The sequence below is a fragment of the Paenibacillus sp. J22FR83 genome (assembly GCF_059691955.1).
This window is the reverse complement of sequence record NZ_JCAUAM010000006.1, coordinates 298,969-313,444: the sequence shown is the minus strand read 5'-3', so window position 1 is coordinate 313,444 and position 14,476 is coordinate 298,969. Positions and strand designations below refer to the sequence as shown.

10 protein-coding genes and 1 pseudogene are annotated in these 14,476 nt (G+C 45.8%); 10 read left to right on the top strand and 1 reads right to left on the bottom strand.

Annotation, left to right across the window (positions count from 1 at the left end; all coding sequences use genetic code 11):
- The first annotated feature begins 63 nt into the window (after nucleotides 1-63).
- The 4 genes from AC58PV_RS13455 (at nucleotide 64) to AC58PV_RS13440 (ending at nucleotide 4,143) form a co-directional block, all read left to right on the top strand.
- Nucleotides 64-1,371 carry an ABC transporter substrate-binding protein gene (locus tag AC58PV_RS13455; protein WP_497432743.1) on the top strand — a complete coding sequence of 436 codons (1,308 nt, stop codon included), beginning with the start codon at nucleotides 64-66 and terminating at the stop codon, nucleotides 1,369-1,371.
- 66 nt (nucleotides 1,372-1,437) lie between these two features.
- Nucleotides 1,438-2,346, top strand: a complete 909-nt coding sequence (locus tag AC58PV_RS13450) for a carbohydrate ABC transporter permease (protein ID WP_497432807.1) — start codon at nucleotides 1,438-1,440, stop codon at nucleotides 2,344-2,346.
- 3 nt (nucleotides 2,347-2,349) lie between these two features.
- Nucleotides 2,350-3,192, top strand: coding sequence for a carbohydrate ABC transporter permease (locus AC58PV_RS13445; RefSeq protein ID WP_497432742.1), 843 nt, complete (start codon nucleotides 2,350-2,352; stop codon nucleotides 3,190-3,192).
- A 30-nt stretch (nucleotides 3,193-3,222) separates the two neighbouring features.
- Nucleotides 3,223-4,143: a dihydrodipicolinate synthase family protein gene (locus tag AC58PV_RS13440; RefSeq protein WP_497432741.1), complete on the top strand. Its 921-nt coding sequence runs from the start codon at nucleotides 3,223-3,225 to the stop codon at nucleotides 4,141-4,143.
- A gap of 280 nt (nucleotides 4,144-4,423) precedes the next feature.
- Here the strand turns inward: AC58PV_RS13440 and AC58PV_RS13435 are convergent.
- Nucleotides 4,424-4,547: pseudogene (locus AC58PV_RS13435) on the bottom strand (IS110 family RNA-guided transposase); the annotation flags it as partial.
- Between the two features lie 148 nt (nucleotides 4,548-4,695).
- Between AC58PV_RS13435 and AC58PV_RS13430 the strand changes: the two are divergent.
- The 6 genes from AC58PV_RS13430 (at nucleotide 4,696) to AC58PV_RS13405 (ending at nucleotide 14,436) form a co-directional block, all read left to right on the top strand.
- On the top strand, nucleotides 4,696-7,116 hold the full coding sequence (locus AC58PV_RS13430) for an alpha-L-rhamnosidase-related protein (RefSeq protein ID WP_497432740.1): 2,421 nt from the start codon (nucleotides 4,696-4,698) through the stop codon (nucleotides 7,114-7,116).
- 178 nt (nucleotides 7,117-7,294) lie between these two features.
- Nucleotides 7,295-9,058 (top strand): type 2 periplasmic-binding domain-containing protein, encoded by a 1,764-nt coding sequence (locus AC58PV_RS13425; RefSeq protein WP_497432739.1) that lies wholly within the window; start codon nucleotides 7,295-7,297, stop codon nucleotides 9,056-9,058.
- 107 nt (nucleotides 9,059-9,165) lie between these two features.
- Complete coding sequence (locus tag AC58PV_RS13420; RefSeq protein WP_497432738.1) at nucleotides 9,166-10,125, top strand: ABC transporter permease; 960 nt, start codon at nucleotides 9,166-9,168, stop codon at nucleotides 10,123-10,125.
- 15 nt (nucleotides 10,126-10,140) lie between these two features.
- The gene (locus AC58PV_RS13415) at nucleotides 10,141-11,019 is read left to right on the top strand and encodes a carbohydrate ABC transporter permease (protein ID WP_497432737.1); all 879 of its coding nucleotides are present in this window, start codon (nucleotides 10,141-10,143) and stop codon (nucleotides 11,017-11,019) included.
- A gap of 35 nt (nucleotides 11,020-11,054) precedes the next feature.
- Nucleotides 11,055-12,782, top strand: coding sequence for a sensor histidine kinase (locus AC58PV_RS13410; RefSeq protein WP_497432736.1), 1,728 nt, complete (start codon nucleotides 11,055-11,057; stop codon nucleotides 12,780-12,782).
- A gap of 1 nt (nucleotide 12,783) precedes the next feature.
- Complete coding sequence (locus tag AC58PV_RS13405) at nucleotides 12,784-14,436, top strand: response regulator transcription factor (protein WP_497432735.1); 1,653 nt, start codon at nucleotides 12,784-12,786, stop codon at nucleotides 14,434-14,436.
- Nucleotides 14,437-14,476 lie beyond the last annotated feature (40 nt).

Below are 14,476 nucleotides of genomic sequence, written 5' to 3'. Positions count from 1 at the left end.
GCTATTCCCTCAGCATTTACAATAAACGTACAGCCAAGCAATACAAAACAAGGAGGGGTTCTTATGAAAGGTTTGAAGGTTGCCATGGGTTCGTTGGCTGCTATCATGCTTACCGTAACTGCGTGTTCGAATGCTGGTTCGGATGGGCAAGGGAGCACACAAGTGAAAGAGACCAGCGGAGAAAAGGTTGAGCTGCGCGCGATGTGGTCGGGTACGACCAGTCGTCATGAGCGAACACTGAAAGTCATTGAGCTGTTTGAGAAAAAGTATCCCAACATCAAGATTACGCCAGAATATACGGGAACGGATCAATTTGGTGAAAAGCTGAATACACAGCTCGCTGGCGGCAATGCGCCGGATTTGATCAATATCGGATCGATTACCGATCTGGTCGTCAAAGATGCGGTGTTAGATCTGACGCCTTATGTCAAAAGCAAGGAAATTAACTTGGAAAGCATCGATCCCGTCTACTCGGATCCCGGCAAAATGAACGATAAATATTATGGCATTAGCCTCGGAACGAACGGTATCGGATTGTTCTACAACAACGATTTGATTAAAAAAGCCGGTATGCAGCCACCGAAGGATACGATGTCCTTCGAGGAGTACGAAGCCTATGGCAAAGAAGTCGTCAGCAAGCTCGGACCAGGCTACTATGCTTTCGCGGATCAATCGAGATACAACCTGTATTTCCAATATTTCCTACGGCAAAGCGGCAAATCAACTTACAAGGATGGCAAACTGGACTTCACCAAGGATGACGTAGTTCGCTGGTTCACAATGTGGGATCGCATGCGTAAAGCGGGCCTTCTGCCAACGCCGGAGGAAGCGGCAACCTATACGGATTTGTCCATCGATACATCGATTTTCCCGAAAGGTAAAACGGTCTTCATGATGAGTTGGCTGAACCAGTTAACGGCCTATCAGAATGCTATGAAGGATGAATTGCAACTCACTGCACTGCCGTCAGGTGGTCCTGGTGCCAAGAACGGTCTGTGGGTTCACCCGAGCCAGTTCTGGACGATTAATAAGACGAGCAAGCATCCGAAGGAAGCGGCAATGTTCATCAACTTCTTCATCAACGACGAAGAAGCGACCAAAGTGCTTGGCAGCGAGCGTGGTATTCCGGGTTCTGCCAAGGTGCGAGATATGATTAAGCCTACGATTACTCCGACAGAACAAAAGATTTATACGTATTTTGAAACATATATTTCGAAGGCGGGCGTGAAGGATCCGGATCTGCCGAACGGGGCTGAATATGCGAACGCAATGGTTTCAGCTTCGCAGAAGGTGATGTTTGGGAAAGCGACGATTGAACAAGCAGCACAAGAAGTTATGGACGCAGCAGAGAAAACCGTGAACCGGAAATAAGGGTTACCATGCAACTTGTGACAAGGAGGGGCCATTGTGAGCCAAATTACTGCGATGAATCGAGGAATGGGACATAAGGTGAGGAGGCTCTGGAAAGAAAATGCCGCCGCCTACTTGTTTCTACTGCCGTGGTTGCTGGGCATGTTCCTGCTGACGCTCGGACCGATGATTAGTTCGTTGTACTTATCTTTTACCCAGTATGACCTACTTAAACCAGCACAATGGGTTGGATTCGACAACTACACCAATATGTTTACGAACGATGTCCATTATTTGAATTCATTGAAGGTTACGTTTCTATATGTATTTACCTCTGTGCCAATGAAGTTAGCGTTCGCACTGACAGTTGCGATGCTGCTGAATATGGGGCTGAGGGGGCTTGGGATATACCGAACGCTCTATTACATCCCAACTTTGCTGGGTGGCAGTGTGGCGATTGCGGTGCTGTGGAGGAAAATGTTTAGCGGTGACGGTGTCGCCAATCAGCTCCTGCATACGCTGACGGGATTGCATGGTCCTGATTGGGTGGCGAACCCGAAGTATGCGCTGTACTCGGTGTCGCTCCTGTCGGCCTGGCAATTCGGGTCGTCGATGATTATCTTCTTGGCGGGACTGAAGCAAATTCCGCAAGAATTCTACGAAGCAGCTAGAGTTGATGGAGCGGGGAAAATACGCCAATTTTACAACGTTACGCTCCCGTTATTGACACCAGTGCTATTGTTTAACGTCGTCATTCAGCTAATTGGCGCTTTCCAGGCATTCACGCAGGCATTTATCATCAGTGGAGGCTCCGGGGGGCCGATCGATTCTACGTTGTTCTACACCCTCTATATGTATATGAAAGGGTTCACCTATTTCCAGATGGGATATGCCTCTGCGATGGCCTGGGTGCTGCTGCTGATCATTTCAATCTTTACTGCGCTGATCTTCCTTTCGTCAAAATACTGGGTGAATTACGGGGACGGGGGGAATTAAGCCATGCCGTTTACATTCAATAAGCGTGCTATTATCATGCATGCGATTATCCTTTCGTTAGGCGTATTCATGCTGTACCCTATTGCCTGGTTAATCGCTAGCTCATTTAAACCGAGCCAATACATTTTCTCTGATCCTGGCTTATGGCCGAAGGTATTTACACTGCAGAATTACATCAAGGGATGGGCTGGGATTGCCAAAACAAATTTCGGCACGTTTTTCTTGAACTCATTTATCGTCTGCCTCTTATGTGTCCTCGGTAATCTGTTCTCGGGTTCACTGACGGCTTATGCGTTCGGACGAATGAATTTCGTGCTGAAAAAGGTTTGGTTCGCCCTCATGATGCTTACCATTATGTTGCCGCACCACGTTACAATTATTCCGCAATACGTGCTCTTTCGTAAATTCGATTGGATCAACACGTATTACCCGCTGGTGTTTCCGAAGTGGCTGGCGACAGAGGCGTTCTTCGTCTTCTTGATGATACAGTTCATTCGCGGGCTGCCGAAGGAGCTGGATGAATCCGCCCGGATAGATGGTTGCGGGCCATGGCAAATTTATGCACGGATCATAATACCGCTCAGTGTTCCAGCACTAATTACGACTGCGCTGTTCACGTTCGTGTGGACGTGGGACGATTTCTTCACGCAGTTGCTGTACTTAAACTCTCCTAAGCTTTATACCGTTCCGCTAGGCTTACGGTTGTTCCTAGATTCGTCAGGTGAATCCGCCTGGGGACCATTGTTCGCCATGTCGGTGCTTGCCCTGCTGCCAAGTCTGGTTATCTTTTTCTCCCTGCAAAAGTACTTCGTGGAAGGCATCTCGACCACAGGACTGAAGGGCTAAATTCAAAGAGGTTGAAAGGTGGAAATGTCCATGAGTACAACGATTCCGAACGGCGTATGGCCAGTAATGCTAACCCCATTCACGCAAGATAACGAAGTAGATTACAAGGCTTTAGAACAGTTGGTAAACTGGTATATCGAAAAAGGCGTGCATGGGCTGTTTGCAGTGTGCCTATCCAGTGAAATGGGTTACCTTTCCTTGGAGGAACGCGTCCAAGTTGCATCATTCGTGAAAGAAAAGGCGGACGGACGTGTGCCGGTCGTCGCTTCCGGTCATATCTCCGATGCGATTAGTCAGCAGATCGAAGAGATCAAGCAGATCTGGGCAACTGGCATCGATGCCTTCGTGCTGGTCACGAACCGTCTTGCCGCACCTGATGAAGACGAAGTGGTGTGGAAGCGAAATGCCGAGCGATTGCTCAGCGAATTGCCTGAAGTGACATTCGGATTGTATGAGTGCCCTGTCCCTTATCATAGGCTGCTCTCGCCAGAACTGCTGGCGTGGTGCGCCGGAACCGGTAGATTTACTTTTATGAAGGAGTGCAGCAACAATCTTGTGCAAATTACCGAGAAGCTGAAAGCTGTCGAAGGAACACCGCTTAAGCTCTTTATTGCGAACAACCCGCATGTGCTGGAAACGTTACGGCTGGGCGGGAATGGATATAGCGGGATTCTAGCCAATTTCCAGCCGGATTTATATGTTTGGCTGACGGAGAACTGGGAAACTGACCAGGAGAAGGCTCAGGTTCTGCAAGACTACTTGGGTGCCTCGAACCTGTTCGAAGGCAGACATTACCCGACTAGCGCCAAATATTATTTGCAGCTGGAAGGGGTAGAAGTCACTTTAAAAAGCCGTTCAAAACAAGCAACTGATTTCAAAGTCACGCACCAGCGGGAGATTGAACAGCTTAGAAGGTTTAATAATCATATGAAACAAACCCTATTAAATTAACGTTGTTTTCGCGATTCTGTAGAAAATGTGCTTAATAGGGGCCGTCCCACTGCCGTATCACATTTAGATGTAAAAACTACAGTTAATGTGCTCGAATTTGAGGTATTTTCGTGATTAGATGGAAAATATACAGGTAAATTCTATGAAATTTGGAGAATCGATACAATTGTAGAGGTTTAACTACAGGAAATACAGTTAATTATCCAAATTCGCTCTATCCGTTTCAAATAGATGGAGAAAATCCAGTTAAATCACGGGAAGTCAGTTTATTATTTATCGATTATGTGTAATAGGGCTCGCCTCGAGTGAGGATGGCATAAACGTGATGGAGAAGCTTGTTGGCGCAAGCGATCACGGCCACCTTGTAGGGGCTTGCCCTCTTTCTTTTTCTTGTCATCATAGGCTAAGGTTAATTAGCCATTGTGAATCTCCTGAGTTTTATCTATAGTTAAGAATATTGTCGTAACGATATAAATCCATAGGGGTATGCACTAGACGTCCATACCTTGCAGTTTGTCAAGTGTTTAGAATAAGCAACTGAGGGGATAAGTTATGCGAATTCGAATTGATAAACCTCCGTTTTTGGAATTTGAGGAGCTAGAAAGAAGCAGCAAGCTTCCGTGGGAACCAAGCAATAGTTGGCCTTGTCACTGGATCAGCTCATCGCAAGCTGGCGAGGCACCGTTTGTAACAGCTTACCGCTGTCGATTTAAGGCCGAACGGAATGAAGTCGTGCGTATTCACGTCAGTGGAGACGAGCGATATGAACTTTATCTGGGTGGCACCCGTGTTGGGCGAGGCAGCGAACGGGGAACCGCGAATTATTGGTATTACGAAACCTATGATTTGTCATTCGATATCGGCGAGCATGTCGTGGTGGCACGTACTTGGTCACTGGGACCCGTGCGACCATGGGCACAGATGACGGTATGTCCTGGCTTCCTGCTGGCGCCGGAGAATGAGGCTTGGATCAACAAGCTTGGAACGGGCGTAGCGGATTGGGAAGCCATGCCTTTGGAGGGTTATAGCTTTTCGAACCCTGCAGCTATTGGGATTGGAAGCGGCGGCAAAGTGACGCTGGACGGCCAAATCTTTCCTTGGGGCTATGAACAGGGAGCGGGAAATAACTGGCAGCCTGTAACCGTAGGAGAAAGCGGCAATAATGGCTATGTGCTGCACACTTCAGGCAATCCGCGCATTATGAAGTTGGCAGGCTTGCCCGCGATGCAGGAGCAGTGCTTAGATCAGGTCGGCATCGTGCGTTATGTTGCAGCAGAAGATGGAATCGCGAACCCGCAGCTGCCGGTGCAAATGGACTTGCACCTTGCGGTGGAGGCTGCAAGGTGGCAAGAACTGCTGGAGGACCAGCCGTTAATCGTTCCACCTTACTCGAGCCGTCGTATCATTATCGACCTGGGCAACTACTATTGTCTGTACCCTGAGCTAGTCACATCGGGAGGAAAGGGAGCCGTCTTCCGAATTAGCTGGGAAGAATCGCTTTACGAACAGCATTCCGATAACCGATGGCGCAAGGGGAATCGGCGAGAGATTGAGGGGAAATATTTTCGCGGGATCGGCGATACGTTTGTGTTGGATGGTGGTTCCCATCGCTTATGGGATACGTTGTGGTGGCATGCCGGAACCTATATGGAGATCAATGTTGTGACCTTGGACGAATCTGTTACTATCGAAAAGCTGGCACTCTGGGAAACACGATATCCGCTAGAGGCGGAGTCTAAGTTCCACTCAAACGACGAGCAGCTCCAATCGTTAATCCCGATTGCCGTGCGTACGCTGCAAATGTGTGCGCATGAAACTTATATGGATTGTCCTTATTGGGAGCAGCTTATGTATGTAGGTGATACACGTCTTGAATTACTACTCACGTACGCACTTTCTGGAGACGATCGACTGGCAAGAAAAGCGTTGGTCTGCTTCGACGTATCGAGACTGAATTATACAGGCTTGCCAACTTGTGCTTTTCCTGACGAATCGAATAAGATCATTCCATCCTTCTGCCTCTGGTGGATCGCGATGGTGTATGATTACGCTTTATGGCGGGGAGACCCGGAATTCGTTAACTCACTTATGCTCGGTGTTCGGAATGTGATAGGACTGTTGCTGCGGGAATGTCAAACGGATGGATTAATCGCCCAACCCAAGGGCTGGGCTTATATTGACTGGATCGAGGGCTGGTCAGGGGGCAATCCACCAGATGGCGGCAGACGGGTGAGCGCGGTCTACAATTGGCAAATGGTCTACACGCTAAAGCTGGTTGCCGCATTAGAGGCTTTCTTGGGCGAGGAAGAGCTGGCAAAGCGCGCACATCGGCAAGCGGGGGAACTGTCATCCAAGGTGCACAAGGCATTCTGGGATGAGGCGGTCGGGCTATACGCCGATGATGAAACATTTACCAGCTATTCGGAGCATGCACAGTGTATGGCTGTACTCAGTGATTGTATCGGCGATAATGTACAGCATCGTCTGCAAGCGAATTTAGCATCCACCAACAACATGATGGCATCAACATCGATCTATTATTCGCATTACTTGTTTGAGGCGTATGCTAAGCTGGGGTTGATCGAAAGACTGCATAGCCGTCTTGAACCGTGGTTTTCGCTTCGAGAGCAAGGCTTCTACACAACACCTGAGCATTTCGGCGCTGACAGCAGATCGGACTGTCACGCTTGGGGGGCGCATCCGCTGACGCACTTCTATACGTCAATCGCGGGCATTCGCCCAGCAACAATGGGCTTTGAAGCCATTAAGCTTCAACCGCAGCTCGGGCATTTGCAAGAGATGGAAGCAGAAATGGTCCATCCGCAGGGAGTGATCTGCGTCGAATTCCGGCGTGAAGGCGCAGCATTGTACGCCATGGTGGATCTGCCTGGTTCACTGGCAGGCACGCTTGAGTGGGAAGGAATAACGGTTACTTTGCAGCCAGGCAAGCAGTCGCACAAACTGATGGTATAGATTAATCTACGAAAATAAAGTCTGTCAGGGCTCTCAAGCCTAGGCAGACTTTTTGCATATCTTTTTTCTCGAAAAATCATTTTTTTTGTACATACCTTAAAAGCGTTGTATATCAACCCATAAAATCTTGAATTAGAATAAAGGAAGTAACTAATCGTTATTTCTAGGGGGAAGGTAAATGGTTTTAAAGAAAAAATCCGTACCTACGATGTTGGCGTGTATCATAAGTCTTTCTACAATCTTAGTCGCCTGTTCGTCGGAAGAAAAGGTTGACGCCACGGCTACTCCACAAGCATCTACATCTGTTAAGCCGATGGATCCAAAAGTGCTCGCAAAGAAGAAATTTGACCCACCGGTGACAATTACGACTGCGGCGATCTCAGCACCAAACGATTTTTCGTTTAAACCCGGTGAAACCATTGAGAATAATGTCAATACCAAATGGATGAAAGAAGCTATGGGGATTGATGTGAAATTCGATTTTGTCGTCGCGAAGCAAGCCGATTTCGACACGAAGATCCGCTTACTTCTGGCGAGCAACGATAGACTTCCAGACGTTTTTGTTGGGTCGGCAACCAATGATCTCATTGATGCAGGCAAACTGATGCCTTTGAATGATGCCATTGAGATGTATGCATCCCCGAATTTAAAACAGTTGTTTACTGCGTTTCCACAGGCGTTCCAGTCCGTAACCAAAGGAGGGAAAATCTATGGTATTCCGCAATTCAAGGATGCTGACGAAGGTTCCGTCATGTGGCTGCGCGAGGATTGGATGAAACAATTGAATCTGACCGCTCCCAAAACGATTGCGGAATTGGAAAAAGTGCTTGAAGCGTTTACGAAGCAGGATCCGGATGGCAACGGGAAAGAGGATACATTCGGGCTTGCTGTGTCACTCAAGGATGGCATGTATACCTGGATGGCTAGTGCAGATCCTATATTTGGCGCCTTTAGCGATTATATGGCACCGGAGTTTCGGTTTGTATCCCAATTCTGGAATCCGAATAAAGAGGGGAAATTGGTTTACGGTGCAGTTGATTCTTCCATGAAACCAGCCCTAGAAACACTCGCAAGATGGAAGAAGAACGGCTATATGGATCCGGAAGCTGCCATTAAAGATGCGAGCAAAGCGATTGAACCGGCAGTAAAAGGCACCGCTGGCGTAATCTTCGGACCGAACTGGATGGGACAATATCCGTTGGAAGACACGTCGAAGACGAATCCTAAAGCTGTTTGGAAAGCCTATCCGATACCTGCTGGACCTGATGGGAAAATCGGCCGTGTTGTCTCGCTTACCGGCGGATCTACGGTTTTCAGCAAAGATTTCAAGAATATTGAAGCATGGTTCGCTTATATGAACAAAATGTATGCCAGATATTTCGGCAAAAATGACCCGTATTGGGATCCTAAATTCGAACTCGGATACTACGAAGGCTATGATTATATTATCCATGACGGCAAAGTGATCAAGACTGGTTTTAAAGAAAAAGGAGTACCACCAGAGAAATGGCCGCTGGCCAACGGTAAAGAGATGGGAATGGGATGGACCATGTTTCCTCTGAATGGCGGCATGACCAGTTCTGTTCCTTATCTGGGGGATCCGGGTTATAAGAAATTCACGGATAACCCGAGTGCTCCTGCGGCTAACGCTGCGGAGGAAAGAGTCAAGAACCTGACGAAATCTCAACTTGAGGCGGGTATGGTACGTCAAACTCAAACCAAAGCAGATAAATATAATGCATTCCAGGGGGCATTAACTGAAACTATGCAGGCAAAAGGCGCATTGCTCTCCAAATTGGAATCGGAAGCGTATTTAAAAATTATTTATGGTGAAAAGCCTGTTGATTACTTCGACGAGTTTGTAAAGGAATGGAAGGCCAACGGCGGGGACCAAGTTACAGTGGAAGCAAACAAGTGGTATGAAAGCACGAAAAAGAACTAACTCGATTACAGAGCGGATTGGTTCAAATGTAATAAAAACTGTGGGCTTTTTGGGAATTGCAATCGTTTCCTGAAAGCCCTCTACAATATGTACGGAGGGCATACGAAATGAGACATATCGGAGCGATGACCCAACCCACTCCCATAAAAGCAGAAATAAAGACCAGTAAGTTTGCGTCTTATTGGAAACGAACATGGCCGTTACACTTATTATTGTTTCCGGCTGTAATTATCACGTTAATCTATGGCTACATTCCTATGTATGGCGCGATTATCGCTTTTAAAAATTACAAACCTTGGTTAGGGATTACGAATTCTCCATGGGTCGGCTTGGAGCACTTCAGATATTTATTTTCTTTTCCCGATAGCAAGCAAGTCATCTGGAACACGTTGGTTATCTCTTTCTTAAAACAAATCTTCAATCTATCTGTACCTGTTGTTTTTGCATTACTTTTAAACGAGGTGGCCAAAGTCGCTTTTAAAAGGACTGTTCAAACCTTGGTCTATTTACCGCATTTTCTCTCATGGGTTATTTTGGGTGGGATATTTGTAGATCTGTTATCTGTCCAAGGCGGCATCGTAAACCGTTTTATTGGCTTGTTCGGGGTCAAACCGATTTTTTTCCTGGGCAGCAACGACTGGTTTATTACTACCGTGGTTATCTCTGATGTCTGGAAGGAATTCGGGTTTGCGGCAATTGTGTTTTTGTCTGCTTTGGCGGGTATCAACCCTAATTTGTATGAAGCTGCAGAAATAGACGGCGCCAACAGGTGGAAACAGGTTGTTCACGTTACACTTCCTTCCATTATGCCGATATTCATCGTCGTCTCTACGCTGGCTTTGGGGCGGGTCATGAATGCGGGCTTCGATCAAATTTTCAACCTATACAACCCGCTTGTTTATGAAACAGGTGATATTATTGATACTTTTGTATATCGGGTTGGACTTGAAGGTGGGCAATTCAGTTTCGCGACGGCAGTCGGCCTGTTCAAATCGGTTATCGGGTTTGTGCTAGTTGTCATCAGCTACAGGGTATTGTACAAGGTGGCCGATTATCGAATTTTTTAAAGGAGTCTGGATGATATGCTGTTTCGGTCTACTACGTATAAAATATTTACATGGCTTAACTATATCTTTTTAAGTGTCCTGAGTGTGCTGTGCATCTTGCCACTCTTACATGTTTTCTCCGTTTCGCTCAGTTCCAGAGCCGCAGCTACAGCAAATATCGTCAACTTCTGGCCCGTTGGATTTACAATTGCTGCCTATAAGGAAACGTTAGCCAATGAGCACTTTCTGCGTGCCTTGGCGATTGGCGTGGAACGGACGGCTCTGGGGACGGGTATTTCCATGTTGGTTTTGTTGTTTGCGGCGTATTCACTTTCCAAATCGGATCATAAATTTGCTGGACGGAGCGTATATGCGTGGTTTTTCATATTCCAGATCCTGTTTAGTGGAGGATTGATTCCGACATATTTGGTTGTTAAGGAAACGGGGTTATTGAACACAATCTGGGCATTGGTCATACCAGGGGCTGTAGGTGGATTTAATCTTATTCTCATGCTCAATTTCTTTCGTTCCGTTCCGCCTGAACTGGAAGAAGCTGCTTTAATCGATGGGGCAGGCCATTTCACTACCTTGTTCAAAATCTACCTGCCGCTATCCATGGCGGCCATAGCAACGATAGGTTTATTCGATATGGTGGGTCATTGGAATTCCTGGTTTGATGGGATGATTTATTTGAAAAATCCTCGTGATTATCCTTTGGCTACTTTCCTGCAATCCATCTTGGTCAAGGATAATGCGAATGTAAGCGGTATCTCTGCGGAAGCTGTGCAGAATATTTCCAGCCGCACGGTGAGAGCTTCGCAAATTTTTATTGGAGCTCTTCCTATTCTTATTGTATACCCATTCTTGCAAAGGTATTTCGTGAAGGGAATTGTGCTAGGCTCCGTGAAAGGATAAGATTTCATTATATGGATTCTTAAGGGGTAATGGCGATGCCGTTTAAACGGAGTATTTTTAGCAAAATTATTAGTATGATCTGTCTTCTTCTGATTCCCATCTTATTCTTATACAGTTACTCCAATAAGGTGAGCACGGATGTGGTTGAAGATGAGATCATCAAATCCAATGTCAGCCGTCTGTCTTTCTTTATTCAACAGGCAGATTCGACAGCGGATCAGTTATGGAAAGCGGGGTTTAATTTAAGCAGAGACCCTGATGCTACGAAATTAAGCTTCAAATCCATTTTAGGAAGTTCTTACGATGTTATACAAACGAAAGATCTGATTTCTTCCAAGGTCGCTATTCAAAGCAATACGTTTGGCTGGATTAATGCGTTCACGATATTTGCGCCATCGACGCATCAAGTGATCACGACAAACTCCGCTGTTACTTACGATGCAAGTGATTTGAAATCGGTTGGAACGGAGAAATGGCATTATCAAAAAATCATCACAAACCATGGTGAAGGCTATAACTTTATCCATTATTTAACTGAGCCCTACATGGCAAAATTGGACCTGAACAAGGCGAATCTGATTGTTGAAATTACATTCTCTGTGGATAACTTATCCCACATGCTAGATCAGCTAAAGCTTGGAAGCAATGGGGATCCTTTTCTATATAACGCGGAATACGAGCCGATTACAGGCAGTGCTAATCAGCGGGAATTGCTGCCCCAAGTCACCCAGCAATTGCGAGGGATGAACCTCGGAGACGCAGGTAATGAAGTGATTGAATTGAACGACAGGAAATATATTCTTACTTATGAAAAGTCGAAAACACTGGGATGGTATCTGGTTGATTATATCCCATTGGAAGAACTTCTAATACCGATTACGCACAACCGAAAAATATTTTATCTGTCCACAGGCTTGCTGCTCATGCTCAGTTTACTAGCCGCAGCATTGCTTTACCGCAATGTACAATTACCGATCAGGGAGTTGGTCCATGGCGTAAAGGCAATGAAAAGAGGCAATTATTCCGTCAGGGTTCCCATAAAGACGAATAACGAATTCAAGTATTTATTTATCCAGTTTAATCACATGAGCGAAGAAATCCAAAAGTTGATTGAGAACGTATACGACGAAAAAATCCGGGTTCGGGAAGCGACCTTGAAGCAGTTGCAATCCCAGATTAATCCCCATTTCCTATATAATAGCTTCGCATTTATTCAGAGCATGGCGCAGATGGAAAACAATGAAGCGATTATTGCCGTTACGCACCATTTGAGCAAATACTATCGGTATACAACAAGGGTGGAAAATCAGATCGGCAATCTAGCGGAGGAAATCGATCTTATCCGAAACTATTTGGAAATTCACCAAATGCAAATGCATCGTTTGCAGTACACCATTGATATTCCGCCTGGCATGATACCAATGACTATTCCTAAGCTGCTGCTCCAGCCGATCGTGGAAAATGCGATTATTCACGGTATAGGTCCTAAATTGGGGATCGGTGTGATCCAAATTACAGGTGCGCAAACGGAGTCAGCTTGTACGATTGTCATCGAGGATAATGGTGTGGGGGTCAACGCGGAAACGCTGGATAAGTTGGAAGCGAAATTGAAGGAAACGCTGGACGATGATATGGGCTGTGGATTATGGAACATTCAGCAGCGGCTAATCCATCAGTTTGGAACCGCTTCAGGACTTTACTTGGAGATTTCGCCGCTTGGCGGATTACGCGTGACAATTCGTATCATAAAAGGGGGGGATTGAAATGTATCATTTGTTGATCGTGGACGATTATCCGGATCAGGTGGAAAGCATTGCTTTGACGATCCCCTTGGAAGAATTGGGAATTGAAGAGGTGTATAAAGCCTACTCAGGTATTGAGGCGTTAGAAATCATAAAGTCTTACCCCATCGACATTGTATTAACGGATATTACAATGCCCGGGATGAGTGGACTCGAGCTGATTGAAATCATACGGGAAACTTCGAAATCAACCAAATGCATTTTACTTTCCGGCTATGCTGATTTTGAATATGCCCAGAAGGCCATTGAATTGCAAACTTCTTATTATTTAACCAAACCGGTGGTTACGAGTGAACTTATAAGTATATTGCAAGCTGTGACTACATCTCTTAAATCCGAATGGGAGGAAATCAGTTCTTATCAGCGGGCCATGTATGTGTTTCGAGAAAATCTGCCTTTGTTAAAAGGAGAGCTATTGAACCATCTTTTACAGGATAGGCGCATATCGGAAGAAAGGTTAACCAATAAAATGCAAATGCTGAAGCTCCCGTTTCAATGTGGAGATGGGATCAGCATGTGCGTCATTCGGTTGGAGGATGAATTCAGTGAACTCGATGAATTAGATTTATCACTGATGGAATATGCGATTACCAATATCGCTGAGGAAATTTTCGGTGAGTATTTTCACATGTGGCACTGCAAAGATCCGTACGACTATATTGTATTTGTGCTAAAGCTGAAGGAGCATCAAACTGAGCTGCTTGGAAGTGCAGAGGATAACAACGACGAGGTATTGCGGCTTATCGAGAAACAGGCGGCGAACCTGCACAAAAGCGTGGGCGTTTACTTGAAACGAAACATCTCCATATCTGTTGTCCGAAAAATGGGGACGTTCCCTGCGCAGCTTCCTCCTAGTTATCAAACTTGCATTTCCGCCATCCGCAGACAGATTGGCAATGAATCCAATTTTTTTATCACGGTAACAGATGATCTAGGGCCTGCGATAAAAGGTTGTTTAAAGGAACCGTATCAGTCCCCCTTGCTGATTCATTTGCTGGAAACCGGGCGTTGGGATAAAGTTTCTGAGAAACTGGAAAACATTTTCCAAGAGTTAGCGGACAAGTGGATGGAATCGCCGGAGTACGCACAAGAAATCCTTTTCGTTGTGACAAGCTCCTTTCATTACATTGCACATAAAAACGGGCGACAACTAAGTGAAATTATCGGAACCGCATATCACAGCCTCATCGATGGTGGCATTCCAGATCAATCCATGAAACAGCTGCGCGATTGGGTGTTTAATGCTTTCTACAAGATTAGGGAAGATGCAACGAATCATACCAAAGATACGAGGTCTTCCTTAGTTAATAGAATTCACCAATTTATCGAGGGCAACTTGCTGCACGATCTGTCATTACAGTCGATAGCCGATCATGTGAATCTTCATCCCGCTTATATTTCCAAGGTTTATAAAGTTGAAACCGGAATAGGACTCAGTGATTATTTACTTCAATATCGGATGGAGCTCGCAACGGATTTGTTGCAAAGCAGCCATGATAAGATTTATGAAATTGCAACGCAATTGGGGTATCAGACACCCCATTATTTTATTAAATTGTTTAAAAGTTATTATGGGATGACACCGCAGGAATATCGGAATAGCTTAAAGAGCTAATTTGGCGAATTCCAATTGGCATTATTTCTTCGAGGGGACG

What these genes read in the sequence shown, in the direction of transcription:
- AC58PV_RS13455 (WP_497432743.1), top strand. Translation starts at nt 64, where the DNA reads ATGAAAGGTTTGAAGGTTGCCATGGGTTCGTTGGCTGCTATCATGCTT.
- AC58PV_RS13440 (WP_497432741.1), top strand. Translation starts at nt 3,223, where the DNA reads ATGAGTACAACGATTCCGAACGGCGTATGGCCAGTAATGCTAACCCCA.
- AC58PV_RS13430 (WP_497432740.1), top strand. Translation starts at nt 4,696, where the DNA reads ATGCGAATTCGAATTGATAAACCTCCGTTTTTGGAATTTGAGGAGCTA.
- AC58PV_RS13405 (WP_497432735.1), top strand. Translation starts at nt 12,784, where the DNA reads ATGTATCATTTGTTGATCGTGGACGATTATCCGGATCAGGTGGAAAGC.
- AC58PV_RS13420 (WP_497432738.1), top strand. Translation starts at nt 9,166, where the DNA reads ATGAGACATATCGGAGCGATGACCCAACCCACTCCCATAAAAGCAGAA.
- AC58PV_RS13450 (WP_497432807.1), top strand. Translation starts at nt 1,438, where the DNA reads ATGGGACATAAGGTGAGGAGGCTCTGGAAAGAAAATGCCGCCGCCTAC.
- AC58PV_RS13445 (WP_497432742.1), top strand. Translation starts at nt 2,350, where the DNA reads ATGCCGTTTACATTCAATAAGCGTGCTATTATCATGCATGCGATTATC.
- AC58PV_RS13410 (WP_497432736.1), top strand. Translation starts at nt 11,055, where the DNA reads ATGCCGTTTAAACGGAGTATTTTTAGCAAAATTATTAGTATGATCTGT.
- AC58PV_RS13425 (WP_497432739.1), top strand. Translation starts at nt 7,295, where the DNA reads ATGGTTTTAAAGAAAAAATCCGTACCTACGATGTTGGCGTGTATCATA.
- AC58PV_RS13415 (WP_497432737.1), top strand. Translation starts at nt 10,141, where the DNA reads ATGCTGTTTCGGTCTACTACGTATAAAATATTTACATGGCTTAACTAT.